The sequence below is a fragment of the Leisingera thetidis genome (assembly GCF_025857195.1).
GTDB classification, from domain to species: Bacteria; Pseudomonadota; Alphaproteobacteria; order Rhodobacterales; family Rhodobacteraceae; genus Leisingera; species Leisingera thetidis.
The window spans coordinates 2,097,189-2,121,579 of sequence record NZ_CP109787.1 but is presented as its reverse complement, the minus strand read 5'-3'; the positions used below and the strand labels follow the sequence as shown (position 1 = coordinate 2,121,579).

26 protein-coding genes are annotated in these 24,391 nt (G+C 63.9%); 13 read left to right on the top strand and 13 right to left on the bottom strand.

Annotated elements, in window-relative coordinates; all coding sequences use genetic code 11:
• Positions 1-26 precede the first annotated feature (26 nt).
• The gene (locus tag OKQ63_RS10120) at positions 27-443 is read right to left on the bottom strand and encodes an SET domain-containing protein (protein ID WP_264213802.1); all 417 of its coding nucleotides are present in this window, start codon (positions 441-443) and stop codon (positions 27-29) included.
• 308 nt (positions 444-751) lie between these two features.
• Between OKQ63_RS10120 and yajC the strand changes: the two genes are divergently transcribed.
• From yajC to OKQ63_RS10070, 10 genes are all read left to right on the top strand, one after another.
• Positions 752-1,036: a preprotein translocase subunit YajC gene (gene yajC / locus OKQ63_RS10115; protein WP_264213801.1), complete on the top strand. Its 285-nt coding sequence runs from the start codon at positions 752-754 to the stop codon at positions 1,034-1,036.
• Positions 1,037-1,070: 34 nt separating this feature from the next.
• Positions 1,071-2,735, top strand: coding sequence for a protein translocase subunit SecD (gene secD / locus OKQ63_RS10110; RefSeq protein WP_264213800.1), 1,665 nt, complete (start codon positions 1,071-1,073; stop codon positions 2,733-2,735).
• 1 nt (position 2,736) lies between these two features.
• Positions 2,737-3,705, top strand: coding sequence for a protein translocase subunit SecF (gene secF / locus OKQ63_RS10105; protein WP_264213799.1), 969 nt, complete (start codon positions 2,737-2,739; stop codon positions 3,703-3,705).
• Positions 3,698-4,450 carry a TSUP family transporter gene (locus tag OKQ63_RS10100; RefSeq protein WP_264213798.1) on the top strand — a complete coding sequence of 251 codons (753 nt, stop codon included), beginning with the start codon at positions 3,698-3,700 and terminating at the stop codon, positions 4,448-4,450. Before secF ends, OKQ63_RS10100 begins: the two co-directional genes overlap by 8 nt.
• An 11-nt stretch (positions 4,451-4,461) precedes the next feature.
• Positions 4,462-4,815: an Mth938-like domain-containing protein gene (locus tag OKQ63_RS10095; RefSeq protein WP_264213797.1), complete on the top strand. Its 354-nt coding sequence runs from the start codon at positions 4,462-4,464 to the stop codon at positions 4,813-4,815.
• Between the two features lie 88 nt (positions 4,816-4,903).
• Positions 4,904-5,518, top strand: coding sequence for a heme ABC exporter ATP-binding protein CcmA (gene ccmA / locus OKQ63_RS10090; RefSeq protein WP_264213796.1), 615 nt, complete (start codon positions 4,904-4,906; stop codon positions 5,516-5,518).
• A complete protein-coding gene (ccmB, locus tag OKQ63_RS10085) occupies positions 5,515-6,171 on the top strand; it encodes a heme exporter protein CcmB (protein ID WP_264213795.1) in 657 nt (218 codons plus the stop codon). Before ccmA ends, ccmB begins: the two co-directional genes overlap by 4 nt.
• Positions 6,172-6,226: 55 nt before the next feature.
• On the top strand, positions 6,227-6,958 hold the full coding sequence (locus tag OKQ63_RS10080) for a heme ABC transporter permease (protein ID WP_264213794.1): 732 nt from the start codon (positions 6,227-6,229) through the stop codon (positions 6,956-6,958).
• A complete protein-coding gene (gene ccmD / locus OKQ63_RS10075) occupies positions 6,958-7,113 on the top strand; it encodes a heme exporter protein CcmD (RefSeq protein WP_035920135.1) in 156 nt (51 codons plus the stop codon). The genes OKQ63_RS10080 and ccmD overlap by 1 nt, the downstream gene beginning before the upstream one ends.
• The gene (locus OKQ63_RS10070; RefSeq protein WP_264213793.1) at positions 7,106-7,645 is read left to right on the top strand and encodes a DsbE family thiol:disulfide interchange protein; all 540 of its coding nucleotides are present in this window, start codon (positions 7,106-7,108) and stop codon (positions 7,643-7,645) included. The genes ccmD and OKQ63_RS10070 overlap by 8 nt, the downstream gene beginning before the upstream one ends.
• Positions 7,646-7,729: 84 nt before the next feature.
• Here the strand turns inward: OKQ63_RS10070 and OKQ63_RS10065 are convergent, their stop codons facing one another.
• From OKQ63_RS10065 to acnA, 3 genes are all read right to left on the bottom strand, one after another.
• Entirely contained in the window at positions 7,730-8,068 is a 339-nt protein-coding gene (locus OKQ63_RS10065) for a DOPA 4,5-dioxygenase family protein (protein ID WP_264213792.1), read from the bottom strand.
• 95 nt (positions 8,069-8,163) lie between these two features.
• Positions 8,164-8,448, bottom strand: coding sequence for a hypothetical protein (locus tag OKQ63_RS10060; protein ID WP_264213791.1), 285 nt, complete (start codon positions 8,446-8,448; stop codon positions 8,164-8,166).
• Between the two features lie 198 nt (positions 8,449-8,646).
• Complete coding sequence (gene acnA, locus OKQ63_RS10055) at positions 8,647-11,421, bottom strand: aconitate hydratase AcnA (RefSeq protein WP_264213790.1); 2,775 nt, start codon at positions 11,419-11,421, stop codon at positions 8,647-8,649.
• Positions 11,422-11,645: 224 nt separating this feature from the next.
• On the opposite strand from acnA, the gene OKQ63_RS10050 reads away from it, so the two are divergent.
• A complete protein-coding gene (locus OKQ63_RS10050; protein ID WP_264213789.1) occupies positions 11,646-12,347 on the top strand; it encodes a DUF1223 domain-containing protein in 702 nt (233 codons plus the stop codon).
• A 9-nt stretch (positions 12,348-12,356) separates the two neighbouring features.
• On the opposite strand, the gene OKQ63_RS10045 is transcribed toward OKQ63_RS10050, so the two are convergent.
• From OKQ63_RS10045 to purB, 5 genes are all read right to left on the bottom strand, one after another.
• Positions 12,357-13,289 carry a lysophospholipid acyltransferase family protein gene (locus tag OKQ63_RS10045; RefSeq protein ID WP_264213788.1) on the bottom strand — a complete coding sequence of 311 codons (933 nt, stop codon included), beginning with the start codon at positions 13,287-13,289 and terminating at the stop codon, positions 12,357-12,359.
• A 140-nt stretch (positions 13,290-13,429) separates the two neighbouring features.
• The gene (locus OKQ63_RS10040) at positions 13,430-14,536 is read right to left on the bottom strand and encodes a flagellar motor switch protein FliG (protein WP_264213787.1); all 1,107 of its coding nucleotides are present in this window, start codon (positions 14,534-14,536) and stop codon (positions 13,430-13,432) included.
• Positions 14,537-14,612: 76 nt separating this feature from the next.
• A complete protein-coding gene (locus OKQ63_RS10035; protein ID WP_264213786.1) occupies positions 14,613-15,146 on the bottom strand; it encodes a tetratricopeptide repeat protein in 534 nt (177 codons plus the stop codon).
• Positions 15,147-15,246: 100 nt separating this feature from the next.
• Positions 15,247-16,092 carry an aminoglycoside phosphotransferase family protein gene (locus tag OKQ63_RS26115; RefSeq protein ID WP_350356308.1) on the bottom strand — a complete coding sequence of 282 codons (846 nt, stop codon included), beginning with the start codon at positions 16,090-16,092 and terminating at the stop codon, positions 15,247-15,249.
• A 259-nt stretch (positions 16,093-16,351) separates the two neighbouring features.
• On the bottom strand, positions 16,352-17,656 hold the full coding sequence (gene purB, locus OKQ63_RS10025) for an adenylosuccinate lyase (protein ID WP_264213784.1): 1,305 nt from the start codon (positions 17,654-17,656) through the stop codon (positions 16,352-16,354).
• Positions 17,657-17,742: 86 nt separating this feature from the next.
• Here purB and OKQ63_RS10020 point away from each other — a divergent pair, with 86 nt between their 5' ends.
• Positions 17,743-17,886 carry a hypothetical protein gene (locus OKQ63_RS10020; protein ID WP_264213783.1) on the top strand — a complete coding sequence of 48 codons (144 nt, stop codon included), beginning with the start codon at positions 17,743-17,745 and terminating at the stop codon, positions 17,884-17,886.
• Between the two features lie 300 nt (positions 17,887-18,186).
• Here the strand turns inward: OKQ63_RS10020 and OKQ63_RS10015 are convergent, their stop codons facing one another.
• Positions 18,187-19,422, bottom strand: coding sequence for a bifunctional alpha/beta hydrolase/OsmC family protein (locus OKQ63_RS10015; protein ID WP_264213782.1), 1,236 nt, complete (start codon positions 19,420-19,422; stop codon positions 18,187-18,189).
• Positions 19,423-20,048: 626 nt separating this feature from the next.
• Positions 20,049-21,392, bottom strand: a complete 1,344-nt coding sequence (gene dddP, locus OKQ63_RS10010; RefSeq protein WP_264213781.1) for a dimethylsulfonioproprionate lyase DddP — start codon at positions 21,390-21,392, stop codon at positions 20,049-20,051.
• Between the two features lie 149 nt (positions 21,393-21,541).
• On the opposite strand from dddP, the gene OKQ63_RS10005 reads away from it, so the two are divergent.
• On the top strand, positions 21,542-22,315 hold the full coding sequence (locus OKQ63_RS10005; protein ID WP_264213780.1) for a heme-dependent oxidative N-demethylase family protein: 774 nt from the start codon (positions 21,542-21,544) through the stop codon (positions 22,313-22,315).
• Here the strand turns inward: OKQ63_RS10005 and OKQ63_RS10000 are convergent.
• Both OKQ63_RS10000 and OKQ63_RS09995 read right to left on the bottom strand, forming a co-directional pair.
• Positions 22,312-23,163 carry a hypothetical protein gene (locus tag OKQ63_RS10000; protein WP_264213779.1) on the bottom strand — a complete coding sequence of 284 codons (852 nt, stop codon included), beginning with the start codon at positions 23,161-23,163 and terminating at the stop codon, positions 22,312-22,314. The two genes, OKQ63_RS10005 and OKQ63_RS10000, sit on opposite strands and share 4 nt — an antisense overlap.
• A gap of 341 nt (positions 23,164-23,504) precedes the next feature.
• Entirely contained in the window at positions 23,505-24,299 is a 795-nt protein-coding gene (locus OKQ63_RS09995; RefSeq protein WP_264213778.1) for a lytic murein transglycosylase, read from the bottom strand.
• Positions 24,300-24,391 lie beyond the last annotated feature (92 nt).

Here is a 24,391-nt window from a genome sequence, read left to right as displayed (position 1 = left end):
GGGTTCTGCGCCCGGCCTTTTATGTCTTATTCCGCGGCCATCGCCATCATGTGGACCTGATGCCTGGGAGGCTGCATGCGAATCTCGCCGGTCAGGAAATCCGCATAGTCGAAGGTCAGCTCCGTTCCTGCGGGAATATTGGTCAGCGCCCGGCCCCAGACCCCGTCGGAGAAATCTAGGTTCGGGTACATCGAATGATTCAGGAAACGCCCTTCGTCGCATTGCAGGATCAGATAGCCAGGGCGGCAGGGATCGGGCACGCAGTAGCGTTCCAGAAACTCCTTCACATGCGGCTCGACATTGTCCAGCTTGTTTTCCGGGAAGGTGGTGTCGAGCATTCTGTCATACCGCCAGACGATGTCTCCCTTGGTTATGCTGTCATGGCAGAATACACCCAGCCCTTCGATGGCCGAGGGGGCGAGATAGCAGCGCACCATCATCATGCGCCTGTTCCTTCTCAATGGAATGGCCGGGCCGCCGTCCGGACCGGAAAGAGGGGCATGGCCCCGCGCCTGGCGGCTTGCGCAGGGTCAAGCAAAGCGCCGAATCGTGCCGTTTTGCAATCAAAATCGTCGCGGGGCGTGCGTCTCAGGGCCTGTACTTTCGAGGTCCGCCGGCCAGGCGGCGGCTGCGGAGCGGGTTCTGTGCAGCAGCACGGCAGCGCTCACTTGCAAACCCAGGGGCCAGCGCATAGGTTCCGCTGCAAAATTCCGGCGTGAACCCCATGCCGCTTTGACAGAAGGAATATCCCATGGACGGTGGCGCAATCGCCCAATTTCTCCCGCTTATCCTGATCTTCGCGATCATGTACTTCCTGCTGATCCGGCCGCAGCAGAAAAAGGTGAAAGAGCATCAGAAGATGGTCGACCAGCTGCGGGTGCGGGACCAGGTGGTGACCCAGGGCGGCCTGATCGGCAAGGTTTCCAAGGTCAAGGAAGATGGCGAGATCGAAGTCGAAATCGCAGAGGGAGTGAAAGTGCGCGTCGTCAAGGCGACCATTGCCCAGGTGCTGAGCAAGACCGACCCGGTGTCGTGAGCTTGCTGAACTAACAAACTGAAAAGGCAGGGCAATGCTGCAAATTGATCTCTGGAAGAGGGTGCTGATCTGGCTGGTATGTGCGGCCGGCCTGCTGCTTGCCCTGCCAAACGGGTTTTACACCCGCGTCGAACAGGCCAATGACGCCGCGGTGGATATCATCGCCAAGGGCGAAACGCCGGAACGGCTGGAAACGGCCGGCCAGTGGCCGTCTTTCCTGCCGTCGGGCCTGGTAAATCTCGGGCTTGATCTTCGGGGCGGCGCGCATCTGCTGGCCGAAGTGAAGGTGTCCGACGTCTATGAAGCCCGGATGGACGCGCTGTGGCCGGAAGTGCGCGACGCGCTGCGGGAAGAGCGCGGCACGATCGGCACATTCGGCCAGGTGAACAGTCAGAAGGATCAGCTGCGGCTGCGGCTGAAATCCAACCCTGAGGCCATGCCCCGGGCATTGGAAATTGTCCGCGGCCTGGCCAATCCGATCACCACACTGACCGGTGTGGGCGCCAACGATATCGAAGTGTCCGCCGAGGGCGACATCCTGGTGGTGCGGCTGAGCGAGGCAGAGAAGATCGCCTCGGACGACCGCACCGTGCGCCAGGCGCTGGAGATCGTGCGCCGCCGCATCGACGAGGTCGGCACCCGCGAGCCGACCATTCAGCGCCAGGGCACCGACCGGATCCTGATCCAGGTGCCGGGCATCGGATCAGCCTCGGAGCTGAAAGAGATCATCGGCACCACCGCACAGCTGACCTTCAACCCGGTTGTGGGCCGCGGCAGCGATCCGGATGCGTCAGCAGGTTTCGGGAACAAGATCATCCCGTCCCTTGATGAGCAGGGCGTCTACTACACCATCGAGGCCGCATCGGTTGTGACCGGCGAGGACCTGGTGGATGCGCAGCCCACGTTTGACCAGAACGGGCGGCCGGCAGTGACCTTCCGCTTCAACACCTCCGGTGCGCGCCGGTTTGGCGATTACACCGCCGAGAACATCGGCTCGCCGTTTGCCATCGTGCTGGATGACGAGGTGGTCTCGGCGCCGGTGATCCAGTCGCATATCCCGGGCGGCTCCGGCATCATCACCGGAAACTTCACCATCGAGGAAAGCACCAACCTGGCCGTGCTGCTGCGCGCCGGTGCGCTGCCCGCGGAGCTGGAGTTCCTGGAAGAGCGCACCATCGGCCCCGAATTGGGCCAGGACAGCATCGACGCGGGCAAGGTGGCAACAGCCGTGGCCTTTGCCGCTGTGCTTGTCTTCATGGTGGGCAGCTATGGCATGTTCGGCATGTTCGCCAATGTGGCGCTGGTGCTGAACATCGCCCTGATCTTTGGCGCGCTCAGCCTGATTGGCGGCACCCTGACCCTGCCGGGCATCGCCGGCATCGTGCTGACGGTCGGCATGGCGGTGGACGCCAACGTGCTGATCTTCGAGCGGATCCGCGAGGAGCTGAAAGCGGGCCGCGGCCCGGCCAAGGCCATCGACGAAGGCTACTCCAAGGCGCTGAGCGCCATTCTTGACGCCAACATCACCACATTCATCACCGCGGTGATCCTGTTCGCCATGGGCTCCGGCCCGGTGCGCGGCTTTGCGATCACTCTGGGGCTGGGCATTCTGACGTCGGTCTTTACCGCGATCTTTGTCACCCGCCTGATGATTATCATGTGGTTCGAACGGCGCCGTCCGAAAACGATTGAGGTGTAAGATGCGGCTGAGACTTGTTCCCGAGAAAACCTCTTTCGATTTCTTCAAGCGCGCCAAGCTTTGGCTGGGGATTTCGGCGCTGATGATGGTGGTGGCGCTGGCGTCCTTCCTGATGCAGGGGCTGAATTTCGGCATCGACTTCCGCGGCGGCACCACGATCCGGACCGAGGCCACCGAGGCCGTGGACACCGGCGCCTACCGCGATGCGCTGGCGGTGCATGAGCTGGGCGATGTATCGATCACCGAGGTGTTCGATCCGGCCTTCGATGAGGACCAGCACGTCGCCATGATCCGCATTCAGGCACAGGACGACGGCGAGGCGATCTCCGGCGAGATGACCGAAACGCTGAAGGCCTCGCTGGATGCGGTGGCGCCGGGCATTAAATTCGTGTCGGTCGAATCCGTCGGCCCGAAGGTCTCGGGCGAGCTGATCAAGACTGCGGTCTATGCCGTGGTGCTCGCCATTGCTGCGGTGCTGGTCTACATCTGGCTGCGGTTCGAATGGCAGTTTGCCCTTGGCGCGGTGGCAGCGCTGGTGCATGACGTGGTGCTGACCATCGGCGTGTTCTCCGAACTGCAGATAAGGTTCGACCTGGCAATCATCGCGGCGCTGCTGACCATCGTCGGCTACTCGCTGAACGATACCGTGGTGGTCTTTGACCGGGTGCGCGAGAACCTGCGCCGATACAAGAAGAAGGACCTGGCAGAGGTTCTGAACATCTCGATCAACGAGACGCTGAGCCGCACCATGATGACCTCTGTCACCACGCTGCTGGCGCTGGTTTCGCTCTATGTGCTGGGCGGCGACGTGATCCGCGGCTTTGTCTTTGCGATGATCTGGGGCGTTGTGGTCGGAACCTATTCGTCGGTCTTTGTCGCCTCCACCATCCTGCTGAAGCTGGGGGTGAAGCGCGATTGGTCCAAACAGGCAAACACCACCGGCAACCAGTTCTCGAATATCGATGCTTGAAGCCTTTCAGGCAGCCCTGGCCACACCGGGGCTGTTCTGGCTTCTGGTCACAATCGGAGCCGCGGGCCTGGTCCGCGGCTTCACTGGTTTCGGCACCGCGATGATCTTTGTCCCCGTCGGGGCACAGTTCCTGCCCGCGGCGGATGTGGTGTTCCTGATGGTGCTGATGGGGGTGTTCTCCACCATCACCCTGTTCCCGCAGGCCTGGCGCCAGGCCGACAAGGCTGAGGTCGGCGCTTTGGCGATGGCCGCTGCCGCGACCGTCCCGGCGGGTCTGTGGGTGATGTCGCAGATGGATCCGCTGACGCTGCGATGGCTGGCGGCAGGGGTGATCGGAGTGACATTGGCGGCGGTGGTTTCCGGCTGGCGTTGGCAGGGCCGTCTGGGCTGGCCGGGGCGGTTTGCCATTGGCGGCGCGGCGGGCATTGTTGGCGGCATGACCGGGCTGACGGGGCCGGTGGTCATCGTTTTTTATCTGGCCAATGTGCGGGACGTGGCACGGGTCAGGGCCAACACCATCGTGTTCCTGGCTGCCCTCGATGTGGTTATTGCGGTCAACCTGGTTTTTGGCGGTCTGGCCAGCCTGCAGGCGGTCGTTCTGGCTGCTTTGCTGGGGGTGCCATACGTGATCACCACATTGACCGGCAAGGCGCTGTTTGACCCCAAGCTGGAGAAGCTCTACCGCTTTGCCTCCTATTCCGTGATTGCGCTGGCCGTGCTATCCAGCCTCCCGGTATTCGACTGAAAGGACCGCGCATGCGCCTGAACGAAGTAAGCTATACTGACGCGCAGCCGATTGACGGCTACGGCGCCGGGTTTTTCCGCATCGGCGGGCAGGTGCATCAGGGCGCGGTTCTGACCTCGGCGGCGGGCACCGCGGCCTGGGGAGGTATGGCAGATGCCGGACCATTGCTGGCGCTGGCCGGGGAGATCGACGTGCTGTTCATCGGCACCGGCCCCGAGATCGCCCATATCCCGGCAGACCTCCGCAACACGCTGGAGGAGGCCGGGCTGGGGGTCGAGGCGATGAACTCGCCCGCTGCGTGCCGCACCTACAATGTGCTGTTGTCGGAAGGGCGCCGGATTGCCATGGCGGCGCTGCCGGTCTGATTTTCTGAAGATGTATTTGACCTGCCGCAAGGCGGGCCGCGGCCGAATGGTCTTTTCATGCGCAGGCACAATGGGATAAGCGGGCTTCATGACATTGACTGTGACGGATCTGAGCGTGGCCCGCGGCGGCATCCCGGTGCTGGAATCCTTGAGCTTTGCGCTTGAGCCCGGCCAGGCGCTGATCCTGCGCGGACCCAACGGGATCGGCAAGACAACCCTGCTGCGCACCGTCGCAGGCCTGCAGCCGCCGCTGAAAGGCCGGGTCGAGGGCGCCGAGGACCAGATCGCTTATGCCGCCCATTCCGACGGGTTGAAGCCGACGCTGACGGTGGCGGAGAACCTGACTTTCTGGGCCAGTGTCTTTGGCCGCAACGGCATTGAACAGGCGCTGGACGGGTTTGACCTGCAAGGACTGCGCGACCGGCAGGCGGGGGCGCTGTCGGCGGGGCAGAAACGCCGCCTGGGCCTCAGCCGGATGCTGGTGACTGGGCGGCCCATCTGGATCATGGATGAGCCGACAGTGAGCCTCGACAAGACCTCGGTCGCGATGTTTGCGGACGCGGTGCGGGCGCATCTGGGGCAGGGCGGCGCGGCGCTGATTGCCACCCACACCGATCTGGGGCTGGAGGCGGAGGTGCTGGATGTCGGCCCCTTCAAGGCCAAGCCGCTGGCGCTGGATGATTTCGACGGAGGCTTCCTGTGATTGCGCTGTTGCTGCGGGATCTGAAACTCGCCTTCCGGGCGGGCGGCGGCTTTGGTCTTGGCCTCGCGTTTTTTCTGATCGTGACCGTGATGGTGCCGTTCTCCGTCGGCCCGCAGTCCGAACTGCTGGCCCGCATCGCGCCGGGCGTGCTGTGGCTGGGGGCGCTGCTGGCGTGCCTCTTGTCGCTGGACCGGCTGCTGGCGCTGGATTGGGAGGACGGCTCGCTGGACCTCCTGGCCACCGCGCCGCTGCCCTTGGAAAGCACCGTTACGATCAAGGCGCTGGCCCATTGGATCACCACCGGGCTGCCGCTGGTGATGGCGGCGCCGGTGCTGGGGGTGCTGCTGAACCTGCCGGTTGCAGGCTTCCAGTGGCTGGTGATTTCGCTGCTGCTGGGCACCCCGGCGCTGAGCGTCATCGGCACCTTTGGCGCGGCGCTGACCGTGGGGCTGAAGCGCGGCGGCCTTTTGATGTCGCTGCTGGTGATGCCGCTCTATGTGCCGACGCTAATTTTCGGCTCCGAAGTGGCCCGCCGCGGCGCCGAGGGCATGGCGGTGCAGACGCCGCTCTTGCTGCTGGCCGGGATCTCCGCTGCCTCCATCGCCCTGCTGCCGTTCGCCAGCGCCGCCGTCCTGCGCGTCAATTTGCGCTGACCGAATGCCTGACCCGTGAATTGAGAAACCCGAGAACAAGAGCTAAATAGCCACCATGTCGATCTGGGAATACGCCAACCCGAAAAAGTTCCTGGCCACCACCGAAATGGTGATGCCGGCCTTATGGGCCGGCTCAGCGGTGCTGATTACCGTTGGCCTTGTCTGGGGCTTCTTCTTCACGCCTGACGATTACCGGCAGGGCTCCACCGTCAAGATCATCTTCCTGCATGTGCCCTCGGCGCTGATGGCGATCAATGCGTGGTTCATGATGCTGGTCACCTCGCTGGTCTGGGTCATCCGACGCCACCATGTCAGCGCGCTGGCCGCCCGTGCCGCAGCACCCGTGGGCGTGGTGATGACTGTGATCGCGCTGATCACCGGGGCGATCTGGGGCCAGCCGATGTGGGGCACCTGGTGGGCCTGGGACCCGCGGCTGACCTCTTTCCTGGTGCTGTTCCTGTTCTACCTCGGCTACATCGCCCTGTGGGAGGCGATCGACAACCCGGATACCGCCGCCGACCTCACTTCGATCCTGTGTCTGGTGGGGTCGGTCTTTGCGGTGCTCAGCCGCTATGCGGTGAACTTCTGGAACCAGGGGCTGCACCAGGGGGCGTCGCTGAGCCTCGATGAAAAGGAAAACGTGGCCGATGCGTTCTCCAACCCGCTTTATGTCTGCATGGCGGGGTTTGTGCTGTTGTTCATCGCCTTGGTGTTCTACCGCACCGGAACTGAAATCCGCGCCCGCCGCATCAAGGCATTGATGGCGCGCGAACGGCTGGAGGCTTGATGCCCGATCTTGGAAAATACGCCGATACGGTGCTGTCGGCTTATGGTGCCTCGCTGCTGCTGCTGCTGGCGCTGGTGGTGCTGACAATCCTGCGCGGCCGCAAGGTGCGCCGGGAAATGGAAACCCTGGAAACCCGGATGAAGCGCAATGGCTAAAATCTCTCCCTTGATGGCGGTTCCCGGTGTGGTGTTTGCAGGCTTTGTCGGCCTGGCGCTGGTGGGGATGTTCCGCGAGGACCCGGACAGCCTGCCGTCCGCCCGCGAAGGCCAGCCGGCACCTCCGGTGGTGCTGGATGAGTTTCCGGGCAAGGAGATGTTCAGCGACGAAACCCTGCGCGACGGCACCGTGAAGCTGGTGAACTACTGGGCCAGTTGGTGCGCGCCCTGCCGGGCGGAGCACCCGAATCTGGAGGCGCTGTCCAAGGAGGGCATCCCGGTTTACGGCGTCAACTACAAGGACCAGCTGGGGAATGCAGAGGCGTTCCTGAACGAGCTGGGCGACCCTTACACGGCCATCGGCCGGGATGAGAAGGGCCGGATGGCGATCGACTGGGGCCTGTACGGCGTGCCGGAAACCTATGTGGTGGATGGCGAGGGAAAGATCGTGCTGCGCTTTGCCGGTCCCATCACCCAGAGGGTGATCGAGAAAACGCTGCGCCCGGCCATGGAAAAGGCGGCCGGCCAGTAATCCGGCCGCCTGAGGGCGGCGGTGCATCGCGCTGTACTGTCAGGAGGCGCGGAACCTCCGGGTGGCGGCTGTGCTGCCAGCAGCTCAGTCAAAGATACTGAGATCCAGCGCCAGGCCCGTCCCCAGCCAGATCCCATGATCGCGGTGATCCGCCAGTTCGTCGCCGGTTTCCGGATGGGCAAAAACAATCAGCCCATCGCGGTTCAGCGCCAGCCAGGCCAGGAGCGCAGGGAATTGCTCCGGACGGGCGGCCAGCTGGCAGGACCACCGGGGATGCGGGCCGACGTTTTTCTCATGCACACGGCCCATCTGAACGCCAAAAAGATCCGCCGCCTGCCGGCAGAGGCTGCGGGCCTGCTCGACGGTGCTCCCGTCGAAATAGATATGGGCGTGATAGCCGGTGATGCTGTCTGTCTGTTTCATGTCTTCACTATCCCCGCGGCAGCGGTGCAGGGCAATCCGGCGTTTGCGAACAAAGCCTGTGCACACCCGGCCGGATGCCTGAGGGCCGGATGTCTTCAGGGAACCGAGAAGGTGCGGAAGTCCTGTTCCCGCCGCATCGTGGCGCTGCGGGCGTCCAAATCGCCGCGCTCCGCCCGCCAGGTCAGGTAGCGGTCCAGATGGCCGCTTGTTTCCCACAGATGGAAAACGGCGATTTCAAAACGCTCGCGGTTGATACCGGCGCGGGCTTCGAGGCAGCCGGGAAAGGCCCGGGTGTCCGCAAGCATCGCCACCACGGTCTGAGCGTGCTCTTCAAAGGTGTCCAGATCCGGATAGATAAAGGCAATTGCGGCTTCTTTCATGCTTCGGCGTCCGGCCTCCTTGTGCCCCGACAAGGGAAAAAGTGTTTTTCATCTGTATGTTTGCACGCCGCACGCGGAGGGTACAGCGGCAAACGCAGCGTGAAATGTACACAATTGGTTGTACTCGGCACCGGGTGTCCGGCCGAAACAGAAAGGGCGCCCGAAGGGGCGCCCTTGATGTATCGATTGCCGCTGGCTTTACGACTTGGCCAGGTTGCGCAGCACATAGTGCAGCACGCCGCCGTGTTCGATGTACTCGATCTCCGGCGCGGTATCGATTCGGCACTTCAGTGTGATGGTCTTGGCGGAGCCATCGGCAAAAGTGATGTCGCAGGGCACTTCCTGCTGCGGCTCGATGGTGTCCAGACCGCGGATCGAAACGGTTTCCTCGCCGGTCAGGCCCAGCGACTTGCGGGTGTCGCCGCCGGTGAACTCGAACGGAATCACGCCCATGCCGACCAGGTTGGACCGGTGGATGCGCTCGAAGCTTTCGGCGATCACGGCCTTGACGCCCAAGAGCGCGGTGCCCTTGGCAGCCCAGTCGCGCGAGGAGCCCGCACCGTACTGTTCGCCGCCGAACACCACCAGCGGGGTGCCGTTGGCCTGATGCGCCATGGAAGCGTCGTAGATCGAGGTCTGTTCGCCGTCGGGACCCTTGGTATAGCCGCCCTCGACGCCGTCCAGCATCTCGTTCTTGATGCGGATGTTGGCGAATGTGCCGCGCATCATGATCTCGTGGTTGCCGCGGCGCGAGCCGTAGGAGTTGAACTCGCGCGGCTGAACCTGACGCTCCAGCAGGTATTTGCCGGCCGGGGTGGTGGTGGCAAAGGAGCCCGCGGGCGAGATGTGGTCGGTGGTGACCATGTCGCCCAGCACCGCCAGAACCTTGGCATTCTCGATGTTCGAGATGGTGCCCGGCTCGGTGCCCATGCCCTGGAAATAGGGAGGGTTCTGGATGTAGGTCGAGGCAGCGGGCCAATCATAGGTCTCCGCGTCGGTGGTCTCGACCGCCTGCCACTTCTCGTCGCCCTTGAAGACGTCGGCGTATTTCGACTGGAACGCCTCGCGGGTCACGGTCTGCTCGACCAGATCGGCGATTTCCTTCTGGGTCGGCCAGATGTCCTTGAGGAAGACATCGTTGCCGTCCTTGTCCTGGCCCAGCGGCGCGGTGGTGATGTCGACGTTCATGTCGCCGACCAGCGCATAGGCCACCACCAGCGGCGGCGACGCGAGATAGTTGGCGCGCACATCCGGCGAGATCCGGCCCTCGAAGTTGCGGTTGCCCGACAGCACCGAAACACCGATCAGGTCATGATCGTTGATGCATTTCGAGATTTCCTCGGCCAGCGGGCCGGAGTTGCCGATGCAGGTGGTGCAGCCGTAGCCGACCAGGTTGAAGCCGATCGCGTCCAGATGCTGCTGCAGGTCCGCCGCTTCGAGATACTCGGACACAACCTGCGAGCCCGGCGCCAGCGAGGTCTTGACCCAGGGTTTGCGGGTGAGCCCCAGCGCGTGCGCCTTTTTCGCCACCAGGCCCGCACCGATCATCACGTAAGGGTTGGAGGTGTTGGTGCAGGAGGTGATGGAGGCAATCACGATCGAGCCGTCGTGCAGCTGGTAGTTATGCTCGTCCGTGGTCACAAAGCCTGCCTTGTGGTGGCCTTCGTTGCCCGGAATCTCCTGCGGCTCGGGCTGGCCGCCCTCGGCCTCCCAGCGGCCTTCGGCACGGGCGCTGGCGTCCTTGGCGCTGCGCTGGCCTTCCACGTATTTGTGGAAAGTCGCCGCGGCAGCGTCCAGCGCGATATAGTCCTGCGGCCGTTTCGGGCCGGAGATCGCGGGCACGATGGAACCCATGTCGAGGCTCAGGGTCTCGGTGTAGACCGGGTTGTAGCTCGCGTCGCGCCAGAAGCCGTTTTCCTTGGCATAGGCTTCGACAAGCGCGATGCGGTCCTCGTCGCGGCCGGTGTTGCGCAGGTAGCGGATGGTTTCGGCGTCGATCGGGAAGAAGCCGCAGGTGGCGCCGTATTCCGGGGCCATGTTGGCGATGGTCGCCCGGTCGGCCAGCGGCAGCTTATCGAGGCCAGAGCCGTAGAATTCGACGAATTTGCCGACCACGCCCAGCTCGCGCAGCATTTCCACCACTTTCAGCACCAGGTCGGTGCCGGTGGTGCCTTCGGTCATCTCGCCGGTCAGCTCAAAGCCGACAACCTCGGGGATCAGCATCGAGATCGGCTGGCCCAGCATCGCCGCTTCGGCTTCGATGCCGCCAACGCCCCAGCCCAGCACGGCGGCGCCGTTGACCATGGTGGTGTGGCTGTCGGTGCCGACCAGTGTGTCGGGATAGGCGACCTCATTGCCGTCCTGGTCCACATCGGTCCAGACGGTCTGAGCCAGGTACTCCAGGTTCACCTGGTGGCAGATGCCGGTGCCCGGCGGCACCACGCGGAAGTTGTTGAACGCGGTCTGGCCCCACTTCAGGAACTGGTAGCGCTCCATGTTGCGCTCGTACTCGCGGTCGACGTTCATCTGGAACGCGCGCGGGTTGCCGAACTCGTCGATCATCACCGAGTGGTCGATGACCAGGTCGACGGGGACCAGCGGGTTGATCTTGGCGGCCGAGCCTTTCAGGCCGACGATGCCGTCGCGCATGGCGGCCAGGTCGACCACGGCGGGAACGCCGGTGAAGTCCTGCATCAGCACGCGGGCCGGGCGGTAGGCGATTTCGCGCGGGTTCTTGCCGCCCTTTTCGGCCCATTCGCCGAACGCCTTGATGTCATCGGTGGAGACCGAAAAGCCGCCATCCTCGAAGCGCAGCATGTTTTCCAGCACCACCTTCAGCGCGGCGGGCAGCTTGGTGAAATCGCCAAAACCCGCTTCGGTGGCTGCGGGAATGGAGTAATAGGAGATCGACTTGCCGTTGACGCTGAGCGTTCTGCGCGCCTTGGCATTGTCCTGTCCGACGGTGATAGGCATGTTTGGCCTCCCTCAAGAATTTGAAATCGGGGAATTCGCTGCCAGCTAAATGCATGAGGAAGATCAAGCATTCAATAGCCCAAACGCCGCAGGGGGCACTTTTGTATGCAATAGTACACATTTTTTTGCGGTCCGGCCGCCCGCGCCGGGCTCAAAAATGATTGATTGGCGTATTTGCGGACACATCTTTAGACCGGATGCCTAAGAAACAGTGTGAGCGATTCATGAAACTTCTGGCGTCATTCGTGGCAGCTTTGAGCCTGGCCCTGCCGGTATACGGGCAATCCGCAGCGGAACCCGTGGTGGTCGAGCTTTATACCTCGCAAGGCTGCTCGTCCTGCCCGCCGGCCGATGCGCTGCTGCACGAGCTGGCGGGGCGCCGCGACGTGCTGCCTCTGGCGCTGCATGTGGACTACTGGGATTACATCGGCTGGAAGGACCAGTTCGCCAAACCCTCTCATACCAAGCGGCAGAAAGGCTACGCCCATGCGGGCGGGCGCCGGATGATCTACACACCGCAGATGATCATCATGGGGCAGGATGATGTGGTCGGGGCGGACGCAATGGAGGTGGCGGATGCCATCGGGAAGCACAAGGAGCAGCCCCGTCCTGTGTTGCTGTCCGTGACGCGGCAGGGCGGGGAGCTGGTGATCCGGCTGCAGCCCAGGGCGCAGGTGCCTGGCGGCAGACTGCTGGTGCAGGTGGTGCGTTACACCCCGGAACGGACCGTCAGCATCACCCGCGGCGAACTGGCCGGGAAGACCTTCACCTATGCCAATGTGGTGGACGGCTGGCAGACCGCCGCAGAGTGGGACGGGGCAGGGGAGCTGGAGATTTCAGTCCCCGCGCCCGGCAGCCAGCCAGCCGCAGTGCTGGTGCAGGAAGCGCCCTTCGGCCGCATTGTCGCGGCTGCGCAGGCGGATTGAGCTGCGGGATCAATCCTCTGCCTGCCCGGCCTGCCTGCCGGGCTTGGCAACTGGCACAAAGGGTTTCCAGCGGCGGTGTATCCAGAACCATTGCCCTGTGTGTCTGCGGACGATGGCCTCCAGGTCCGCACTCAGCGACTTTGTCATGGTGAGCGGGTCGGAGGGCGGGACCTCGGCACTCATCACGATCTCGAAATCCAACCCGTTCTCCTGGCGCACCGCGTAGACCGGTATCAGTGCGGCGCCGAATTTCAGCGCCAGCTCCGCCGGCACGGTGGAGGTAACGGCGGGCTTGCCGAAGAAATCGATCAGCTCGCCGCCCTGCGCGTGCAGGTCGGTGACGATGGCGGCGATGCCGCCTTTCTTCAGATGCCGGACCAGCTCGACCATGCCGCGCTTGCCCTGTTCGAACAGGGGTTCGCCATTGCCCTTTATCGCGGCCACGTAGTGTTCATTGAAATAGGGGTTTGCCATCCGGCGGTACAGTGCGCCCATCTCGAATCCGCGGGCGAACAGCGCCGCGCGGGCGGCGTCGTAATTGCCGAAATGAGCCGTTGCCAGCAAGACCGGGCGGCCCGCTGCACGGGCCTCTTCCAGCGCCTGCAGGCCCGGACCGGTGATCGGCGCCGCCTTTGCGCGGTCGTGGAATGGGCTGCCCGCGTAGATCTCGGCTATCATCCGGCCCGCATTGTCGCTGACGTTCCGGTAAAGCACACCGGGATCCAGCTCTGCCAGCTCGGGGCTGACAAGGTCCAGATTGCTGCGCACCCGTTTGTCGAACCCGGCCAGGCGGCCCATGGCCGTGACCAGCCGGCCCATCAACGGCACCCGCAGACGGTAGGGGATCAGCCGCGCTCCCAGCAGCAGACCGCGCAGGAACAGGTTGCTGCCAAAGTATTTGACATGGCTCCAGGTGGAGAGCTCGGAAGGATCTACGGGCATGGCGTCTGGATGGCTGCGGCGCGGGAATGCGCCCGGAAGCCCGCATCATACGCAGCCGCGGCGGCAGGTACAAGCCGCCCGCCGGTGCAGACTCCGGCAGCTGCCGCGGCGGTACTGCGGCGCTGAACCGGCCCGAGGGCTTAGCCGCCGCTTTCTTCTTCCTCGTCTGATTTCAGTTCAATCTCGCCGGTGGCGACGAGGTCGCGCATCGCCGAGATGATCATGCTGAACGCCGCTTCGCCGTCGCTGCGCTTGACCTTGCCGCGTTCGGCCACTTCCTCGCGGATGTTGTCGGCCATCCGGCTGGACATGTTCTTGAGCAGGAATTCGCTTGTAGCAACGTCTTCCTCATCGGTGGCAAAGGCCATGGCGGTGACCAGGTCAGGCTGGGACAGCACCCGTATCAGTTTGGGAACGTCGATCGGCTGCATGCGTTCGCCGATCAGCGCATAGGTGAAGATCGCCTTGCGCACCTTGACGGCAAAATCCTCATCCTGCTCGTCCAGTGCGGTCAGAACCTCGTCGCGCTTGGCAGCGGCGGCTTCGGTGAGGATCCCGCCAAGCCGCTGGCCCGGCGTCTGGTCGAAGGCAAGTTCGGGACGCGCTTCTACCTGGGCGGCCAGCGACAGGCCGATCCGGTCGACGGTTTCAGGCGTCACATTGGCCGTCTGGCTGACCGCATAGGTAATGCGGCGGGCCGTCGGGCCGGGCAGATGCACCAACATCTGGGCCGCCTTGGCGGTGTCCAGCTTGGACAGCAGCACGGCCGCCACTTCGGTGCTTTCGGCTTCGGCCAGTGACGCCAGATCCTCAGGCGGCAACAGCTTCAACCGCTCCCACGGATCGCCGAACTGGCGCACCCCGGCCTCCTTGCGCAGGCGGCTGTGGGTGTAGCGGCTGATCTTGCCCTGCATCGCATTGAGCGCGCCGGCCAGCCCGTTGGGGAAATGCAGGCCGACATTGTCCAGCAGATCGGCAAATTCGCCTGCCACCGCGTTCAGGGTGTTGCGGTCGACAATGCTCATCTTGCCCATTTGCTGGGTCAGTTCCAGCTGCAGGTCATCCGGCAGGTCCTCCAGCGGGATTTCGGCACCTTCATTCAGCAGCAGCCGGACAATGATCGCGGCCTTGGCCTTGCCGCTCAGCCCGCTGCTGCCGCCCGTCCCCATGGGAGCGGGGGCAGAAAACCCGCCCAGGTCCGGCCCGCCGGTTGCCATTGGAAGCGCCAGCATGTTGTCTTGAGGCATTCTCGCACCCTAGGAAAAGATTCTTCTCGATCGTGGAGGGCAGGATAGGCCGCAAGCTGTAAAGAAAGCCTGAAGCCTAATAGCTGTAGGAAGCCCCGGTTTCCAACGCGCTGCGCAGCGATGCTTCGGCCCATGTGCCGTCGCCGCCCCGTGCCTTGATCTCTTTCCACTGTATCAGGGCGGCGCCGTATTTGCCCTGTTCCACAAGGCCTTGGCCCATATACGAACGGGCAAGGACATTATCCGGATCGCGTGCCAGCGCCTGATCGTAATAGGCCTGCGCCAGTTCCAAATCGCCCAGTCTGCGGTGGGTGAAGCCCCAGTAGGTCAGCACCAGGGAATCCTGCTGGTCCGCCATCGCGCCGAGCACCGCCTGCGCATCCTCCTGGCGGCCCGCATAGGCCAGCTCGCGGGCGGCGCCCAGCAGCTGCTGCTGGTTCAGCGATGACTTGCGGGGCCGCACGCAGCGCTTCTTCTGTTCATCCCAAACCCGTTTGCCCTTGCAGGTCTTTGTCGTCTCGGTGGGCTTGGGCGGGTTCCAGTCGTTGCCGCTGGCGGCAAAGGCCGTCATTGGCAGGGTCAATGCGGCGGCCAGTGCAAAACAGCGCATGTCATCAGCTCCTGAATCGTAGTGTTATGATCAATGTACCCTGACAACGCGCGGGCCGGCGTTTTTTTCACACTCAAAAATGCGCGAGGTGAAAAACAGCTCACCCGGCCAGCGGCTGGTCAAACGCCAGGGAGAGCCGCGCAAGCCGGTTTTCGAACCGGGCTTTGATCCGGGGTTTGCGGATCACCGCGGAGTGCTGGAATTTCATCAGCTCAAGAAGCAGCTTGGACCGCAAATGGAAGTTCAGCAGCGGGCGGCTGACAGGGCGCCGGTAGGTTTTGAAAAAAAATTCGACGCTGGACTGCCGGACACCGCCCGGGCCGATGCCGTCTGCCGGGAGGGGATTGTCCATGTCGCTGGCCAGAAAATCCACCACATCGTAAATGGCCGGCTTTGTCTCGCTGTAGGCGAGGTCCAAGCCGCAGACGGATCCTTTGCCGAGAATCAGGTTGCCGCTGTGAAAGTCGCCATGAGAGAACACACTGCTGCACGGGCTGCCCTGGAACTGGTGCGACTGGCTGCGGAGCTGTTCCAGAAATGCGGCGTAGTGTTCCGGCTGGGCGTGAACATCTTCGCCGGCACGCAGCTTGTCAAACTCCTCGAAAATCCAGTTCATCCAGATCTGTCCCGGCTCGGCAGGCCCAAACTTGTGAAGGTGGTTCAGCCATCTGCCGGAACGCCGGAAGACCTGGTCGGCCTGAGCCTGCGACTGGGGGTTGCGCAGAACATCAGAGGCCGTCCGGCCCTTGGCAAACCCGGTGATGTGAAAGCTTTTGTCTGCGCCCAGATACACAGGTTCAACGACTTCGCAGCCCTCTGCGGCAGCGAAATGCGGGCGGAGCTGCTCAAAGCGGCGGAATTCGCGCTCGATCCACGGCGTCCCGGGTTTGAAATCTTTTTTCAGCACGAGGATCCGGCCGCTTTCATGCACAAGCGAAAACACCATCTGCTCCCGCCCCGCATCTTCGGCCTTGTGCATGCAGGTCACGCCAAAGCTGCCAGCCATGCCAGAGGCCGCCTGGAACTCCTCCAGGTGGCGTTGGATCACGGCCTCGTCAAATTCCGCAAATAAAATCATGATTGGAGCAAGCCGGGCCTCGGATAAGGGTTTTTGTCTCCTTTTCCATAACAGGTAAAGGATGAAGCCCAAACAAAAACACCCCGCCAAGCAGGCGGGGCGTTCAATTCTGGTTCAGAGCGCCGGCTTATTCGCCAAACACCCGCTTGAAGATCGTGCCGACGTGCTTGGTGTGGTAGCCCATGTCGAATTTCTCGTTGATGGCCTCTTCACCCAGCGCGGCAACCACATCGGCATCGGCCAGCAGCAGCTCGCGGAAATCGACGCGCTCCTCCCAGACTTTCAGCGCGTTGCGCTGCACCATGGCATAGGCGTCCTCGCGGCTGACGCCGGCCTGGGTCAGCGCCAGCAGCACCCGCTGCGACATCACCAGACCCGGGAACTTGTTCATGTTGTCCAGCATGTTCTCGGGGAACACCAGCATCTTGTCGACAACGCCGGCCAGACGGTGCAGGGCAAAGTCGAGGGTGACGGTCGCGTCGGGGCCGATGCCGCGCTCGACCGAGGAATGCGAAATGTCGCGCTCGTGCCACAGCGCCACGTTCTCCATCGCCGGGATCACCGCCATGCGGACGAGGCGGGCCAGGCCAGTGAGGTTTTCGGTCAGCACCGGGTTCTTCTTGTGCGGCATCGCCGAGGAGCCCTTTTGGCCCATCGAGAAGAATTCGGCGCCTTCCAGCACTTCGGTGCGCTGCATGTGACGGATTTCCACGGCAACGTTTTCAATCGACGAGGCAATCACGCCAAGGGTGGCAAAGAACATCGCGTGGCGGTCGCGCGGGATCACCTGGGTGGAGATCGGCTCGGGGCTGAGACCCAGCTGTTCGCAGACGTATTCCTCGATCGCCGGATCGATATTGGCAAAGGTGCCGACAGCGCCGGAGATCGCACCGGTCGCGACTTCCGCGCGGGCGGCAATCAGGCGCTGCTTGTTGCGGTCCATCTCGGCATAGAAACGGGCAAAGGTCAGGCCCATGGTGGTGGGTTCGGCGTGGATGCCGTGGCTGCGGCCGACGCGCACCGTGTCCTTATGCTCCAGCGCGCGTTTCTTCAGCGCGGCCAGCAGCTTGTCCATGCCGTCCAGCAGGATGTCGGCGGCGCGCACCAGCTGCACGTTCAGGCAGGTGTCGAGCACGTCCGACGAGGTCATGCCCTGATGCACGAAACGCGCTTCCTCGCTGCCCACATGCTCGGCCAGGTGGGTCAGGAAGGCGATCACGTCATGCTTCGTCACCGCTTCGATCTCGTCGATGCGGGCGACGTCGAATTCCACATCCTTGGCTTTCCACACCGCGTCGGCGTTCTCGCGCGGGATCACACCGAGGTTGGCCATGGCTTCGCAGGCATGCGCCTCGATCTCGTACCAGATCTTGAATTTGGTCTCGGGCGACCAGATGGCAACCATCTCGGGGCGGGAATAGCGGGGGATCATGGGCGAAAGCACCTTTATGTGATTGTGCAGCAGATGCCCGGCCTCTTAGATCAGCAGAGGCAAGACAGCAAGGCTGGCAGGCGGTCATGAGGCAGATTGCCCTGATGATTGCGGTATCATGTGCCGTTTCCCCGCTGGCGGCGGCGGAAACGCGGGTGCTGAGAGGCGCAGAGGTGCAGGCGGCGCTGGAGGGGCGCAAGCGGGTCCAAGGCAGCGGCGCCCGGCGGTAATGGGAGGTGCGGGACGGTAATTACTGCTCCGCTTGGCCGCCCTCGGACCTGTGGGCCCGTTATGCGCAGGAAGGCGGCGGCGCGGCCATCCGGTTTGTTTGAGGGCGGGGTGATATCACGGCAGGGCGGTATTCAGAAGAGTGACCGGAGGTGTGCTCCCGCCTGCGCTGCGGCCTTCCGGGGAAGGCCTGCCGCAGTTGGGCCCGGCGCCGCGCCAAGGCGCGGCGCCGGGCCCAAGGCCGCTGCCGTTGCAGGTTTCCTGCAGCGGCCGGGCGCGGGAGCACCGCCGGTTCCAGGCGTTCAGACGGCGGCTGGCAAAGCGGAGGTTTCCAGATGCGTCACCACCTTGGCGCCGCTTTCCAGGGTCCGGTGCACCGGGCATTTGTCGGCGATTTCCATCAGTTTGGTCCGCTGTTCATCGCTTAAGGGGCCGCACAGGTGGATCACCCGGGTGAACTGGTCGATCTTGGCCGGTCCGGTCGGCTGGGCATCCTGGGCGTGCACCTTGTCGTGGCTGACATCGACGCTGATCGCCTCCAGCGGCCAGCCCTTGCGGCGGGCATACATGCGCAGGGTCATCGAGGTGCAGGCGCCGAGCCCCGCAGCCACGAACCCGTAAGGCGACATGCCCCGGTTGGTGCCGCCATAGGCCAGCGGCTCATCCGCGAAAGCGTGGTGGTAGGGGCCGGACTGCACGTCCTGCAGGAAGCCGTCCGGGTCTGCTTCGCTGACCCGCAGAATGCCTTCCGGCGCGCCGGGCGGCGGTGCGGGCGGGGTCATGCCGATGTAGCGGGTGGCCCAGGCGGCGATGACTTCGGCGGCGTATTCCGCATCCGCGGCGCGGGAGATCAGGTGGTCGGCATCATCGAGCGTGACAAAGCTTTTGGGGTGTTTGGCAGCGGTGAAGATGGCGGCGGCGTTGCCGATGCCCACCGTTTCATCGCGCGGCGCGTGCAGCACCAGCAGCGCCGCCTTGAGCTCCGCGATTGCCGGTTCCAGGGCTTCGGCCTTGATGTCGTCGACAAATTCCTTGCCGATGACAAAAGGCCTGCCGCCCAGGCGCACCTCGGCATGGCCCTTTGCTTCGATCTCGGGCAGGGCGTCATCGAAATGGTGCGAGACATGGCCCGGATCAAACGGTGCGCCCAGGGTCGCCACACCCTTGACCGAGGGGATGCCGGCCCGCGCCCGCAGCACCGCGGCACCGCCCAGGGAATGGCCGATCAGCAGCGCAGGCGCCATGCCGCGCGCGGCCAGGTACTGCGCCGCGCTGACCAGGTCCGCGACGTTGGAGGTGAAGGTGGTATTGGCGAACTCGCCGCCGGAATGGCCGAGGCCCGTAAAATCGAAGCGCAGCACCGCAATGCCCATCGCCGCCAGCCGCCCGGCAATGCGCCGCGCTGCCGGGATGTCCTTGGAGCAGGTGAAGCAATGGGCAAAAAGCGCGCAGGCCAGCACCGGGCCTTCGGGAAGGTCGAGGCGGGCGGCAAGCGTGTTTCCGGCATGGCCGGGGAAGGAGATGCGTTCCATGGGCATGGGCGTGGCCTTTGTCTGCTGTTGCGCATAGAGTGAGCGCGCAACGCGGCCTGAACAAGGCAGCAGCCCGCCACGTCACGGGAAGGTGAAGGCAGATGAGCGGCAGTGCCGTACGGGGCATCGGATGCTGCATCCCGCAGGACGCGGGGGATTGGGGCAGCGCTTGCAGGTATTTTTGCGACCGCGGGCCGCGGGCCTTTGGCCGCAACCCGGCCATTTGGCCGGATCGGCTTTTGTGATGCCAGCGGATATGCAGAGCGTATTGCTGTATCACCACCGCAAGCGCGGCCGCAGGTTCCAGCTGGACGGCCATTGCGGCGGTATCGCCGCGGTGCCGTTTGCGGGCTTGTGGAAAGCCTGGGAGGAAAGCGGGCTGAGCCGCTTCCGGTCCCGGTGTCCGGCGCCGGCATTCACCGGATCCCCGAAAGCGCCTAGCAATGCGCTCATCTGCTTTCTGGCGGGCGCTGTCGGTTTCAGGCTGAGGCCGGGGGATTGCCGCCAGCGGGGACTCCCGCGCCTTGGCCTGGATGCCGCTGGATCAGCTGCAGCTGGTGCTAAGCCGAGGCGCCTGGCGGCGCCGCAGGATGTTCCGGCCCCTCCCTGCGGGAGGAACCGGCAGACAGGTGTCACGCGTCGCCCAGCAACTCCTTGTCGAACGGGTATTTGGTCAGGTTCTCATAGCCGTCCTCGGTGATCAGAACCTGGTCTTCCAGCTTGATTGAGAAGTCGCCGCCTTCGGGAGAGACCAGCGCCTCGACACAGAGCACCATGCCAGGCTCCAGCGCATAGTCGAAGGCGCCTTCGACCATCTGGTCCGGATAGGCGACCAGCGGCCATTCATCGCAGAGACCGACGCCGTGCATCATGCAGCCGTATTTCTGCTTCTGGAACTGCGCATCCAGCGGATGGCAGCCCTGGGACAGCTCCTGGATGTTCACGCCGGGCTTCAGCATCTCCATGTTGTGGCGGATGTGCTCCAGACCGTGCTGCATCGCATAGATCATATCGGGCCGCGGTTTTTCATCGCCGATCCACCAGCTGCGCGAGATGTCGATGCAGATGCCGTAGGACCCGACCAGATCGGTGTCGAAGCTGATCATCTCGTTGTTCTGGATGATGCGGGGGCCGCATTCCTGGAACCAGGGGTTGGTGCGCGGGCCCGAGGCCAAGAGGCGGGTTTCGATCCATTCGCCGCCGCGGCGGATGTTTTCCGCGTGCAGCACCGCCCAGACGTCATCTTCGGAGATATTGCCGCCGGGCACGTTTTCGCGGGCGAACCGCTCCATTTCCGCCACCGCGGTTTCGCAGGCGTGATGGGCGCAGCGCATCGCCAGGATCTCGTCCGGGCCTTTCACCGCGCGGCATTTCTCGGTCAGTTCCTCGCCTGGCAAGATCTCCAGCCCCTGCGCCTCCAGTGCGCGCAGGCCGTGCAGCATGATCTTGTCCACCGCCAGCCGCTTGTTGCTGCCGCTGTGCTCTTCCAGCAGCTTGCGCACCTCGTTGGAGAACACATCCGCCGCCACGTCCACCTTGTCGCCGCGGTCGAAGTAGAACAGGTCGGCGCCCGCCCGCTGTTCGCGCACCAGCGGGTTGAATTCGCTTAGGAACGGCGACTGCTTGTAGTCCCACAGCACCATATAGCCGTCGGCGCAGATCAAGAGCGCGCGGAACGGGTTGTGGGTGTTCCACAGCTGCATGTTGGTGGAATCGGTAGCATAGCGGATGTTGAGCGGGTCGAACACCAGCAGGCCTGCGTAGCCGCGGTCGTTGATGAACCGGGTCAGCCGTTCCCAGCGGAACTTGCGCATCGCCTGCAGGTCGGGCAGCTGCAGCCTGGCTTCGGCCCATTCGCCGAAGGCCAGCTGGGTCGGGCCGATCTCGACGCGGTTGTTGTCGTTGGGGGTGTTGTCGCCCAGGGCGGCGCCGCGGGTCGGGTCGATCTTGCGGATGTCGCGGTAATGCTCGTTCATGCGTGGCCTCCGTCGCTGCACAGTTCTGTCCAATGTGCCGCCGGCGGCCAAGGGAAGCGCTGCAGAAAACGACGGTTTCCCCAGTCGTTTCTGACCTATGATGCAGCGTTGCGGATGGATTCCGGCGCGCGGGGTGCTATCGGGAAAGGATGACGCCGATTCTGCAGAAAACCATCCCCTACAATCCGCTGGAGGAGAAGAAACTTCCCGGTATTCAGCCGCTGGCGCCGGGAAACTGGCTAACGGCAGATGACGCTTATGCGGCGCAGATGGCGGAGCGGGAACGCTTGCTGGCGGCCCGGCGGGAGGACGTTCTGCAGTTGGACGCCGGTGCGATGGCTGCGGCGCAGGAGCTGCTGCAGATGGCGCTGGACAGCGTTGATCCTGATGCCGGCGCCGCTGCCGTCCGGCCGGACGGTGTCAAGGTCGCGCTGGACTGGGAGGACCCGCTGGGCACCCTGGGGCGGGTTGCGCAGCAGGATTTCTGCATCCTGCAAAAGCCCGCGGGCGCGCAGGAGCATGTGCTGACGGGGGCGGTGCTGTGCTTTCCGGCAAGCTGGACGCTGGCGGAAAAATTCCTGCAGCCCTTGACCGGCATCCATCTGCCGGTGGACAGCTATGATGCCGGGATTGCGGCGCGGGTGCAGCGGCTGTTCGACGGGGTGCAGGCGGGGCGGCCCTTGTGGCGGTTCAACGCGCTTTGGTATCAGGACCCGGCGCTGTTCCAGCCGCGCAGCCAATATGCGCCGCGGGACAGATCACACGGCAGCCGGGCGGAGTTTCTGCGCAGCGAAAAGCAGGTGATCCTGCGCCTGCCGCAGACCCGGGCGGTGGTTTTTGCCATCCATACCCATGTGCTTGCGCGGTCCGATGCGATGCGCCAGTGGGGCAAGCCGCAGGAGAGGTCCGGAGGCTTGCCTTAGGGGACCAGCGGTCGGGCGGCCTGCACCATGCCGGCACTTTCCAGATAGAGGAACAGCGCGGTCAGCAGCAGCAGATGGCTGATGAAGCGCAGCCGGCGGGTGCCGGCAAGGGTGAACGCCGCGAAAGCAGAGGCCCGCAGCTGGCTGCCCCAGCCGCTCCGCATGTCTTCTGCCTGCACCGGTTTGCGAATACGGGACCGGGCCCGTTCGGCAGCTTTGGATGCATCTGCTGCGGTGGTGCGGTTCCCGGCTGCCTGAAAGGCGCGGTCGCAATGGGCCTCAAGCGCCTGAGCGGTTTGTTCCACGGGCGTGAAGCAATCCCTGCCGCGGGGCCGGGGAAGCGCGGATTGCTCCGGCCGGCAGGACCGGGGGGCAGCCGTGGCAAGGGCTGGCGGCATTGGCTGTTCCGCTGGCCCGGACCGAGGTTCGAACACGCCGAGGAATTGCTCGCAGGTCAGGGCAACGTCGGTGTCAAGCCATTCAACCGAGGTCGCTTCGACCGCAGGCAGCAGCCGCCGCAGCATTTCGGCCAGCAGCAGCTCGGAAATCTCTCGGTCGCAGTACCCGGGGGACACTGGAGACAGCGACAGTTCCAGCAGGGCCGCGGGCTGCAGCATTTGGCTGGTCAGCTTGCTGGAGCGCCGCAGCGGCACCCGGCGCAGCCGCACCGTCACCAGATAGTGGTCGCAATGCAGTTTGGCAGCATTCTCTGCGCGGGCCTGGATCGTCTCCGCCGGATGGCCAAAGTCCTCGAGCGTGTCCACAACTGCGGTCACCGCCGCGGAAAGGGTTCCTGCCTCCCGGCTTTCCAGCCCGAGCCTGCCTGTGAAATGCACGTTCTCTGCCACCTTTCGGATCCTCCATTCAGGGTGCCGATGGAAAAAGAATAAAATTTGAAGGAGTTGAAAGTGGGGCAGAAAAAGCGGCCGCCCGCAAAACTGTCCCGGCGGGGGAGGTTGAAATGGGGCAGGGCGCAAGCAATTGAAGAAAAACGAACTTTTTCGTCCGCTGCTGGGGTTGGAGGCCGGAATGCGGCTCAACTGTGGCAGCCGCCGGACACATTGATGCCCAAAGGCCTACAATGCCGCGGGAATCATCCGCACTGTTTTTGAGGCAACGTCCGGCCGCAGTTTGCCGCCGTCAGGACGACGGCCGCATATGGCGCGGCAAACCGGCGCATGAGAAGGGTTCAGCCGTCGATCTGCCGCCCCATAATCGCCAGTGACTGCTGGTAGACGCTGGCAGCATTCCATTCCTTCAGCACGCGGTAATTCGGCTCTCCGGGTTGATATCCCTTGCCGGGATTCCAGCCTTTCTGGCGCAGGTAATTGGCAGTGGAGGCCAGCGCATCCCCCATGTTGTAAAAGTCCACCCGCCCGTCGCCGTCCCAGTCACGCCCGTACTGCAATGCATTTCCGGGCAGGAACTGGGTATGGCCCAGCTCGCCATGCTTGGCGCCGAGGGTGGCGGGCGTGATGGCGCCCTGATCGACCAGTTTCAGCGCGCCCAGCGCATGCGGGCGGAAGAAATCCGAGCGGCGGCAGTCGTAGGTCAGCGTCACGATGGCCGAGACCACCTGGCTGTCGCCCATGTAGCTGCCAAAGGCGGTTTCCATGCCGTGAATGGCAATCAGCACCCCCGCAGGCACACCGTACTGGCGCTCCAGCGCGGCGTAGAAATCCGGGTTGCGCGCCTTGCGCTTGCGGCCCTGCGCCACGATTGTGGCAGAGCCGCGGATCTGCATGAATTTCTCCAGCGAGTACTTGAAGCTCTTCTGGTTGCGGTCGGCGGATATGGTGCGGCGGGCGTATTGCGCCGCGGCCAGCGCCTGCAGCCCCGCCTTGCGCACTCCCGCACGCTTGGCTTCGCTGCTGAACGCCTGCTTCCAGGTGTCAAACCCGGCAGAGGTATTGCCGCAAGTGGCGGCAAGGGCAGGGGAGGCAAGAAGGGCGGAAATCAGGGCAGGGACAATCAGCCGGCGCATGAGGAAAGCTCTCAAAATGTGACTCGGATCTGTGCAGCCTAACGCGCGGCTGCGCCATGTCTAACGGGAAAAGCAGCCATTGGTTCCAATTT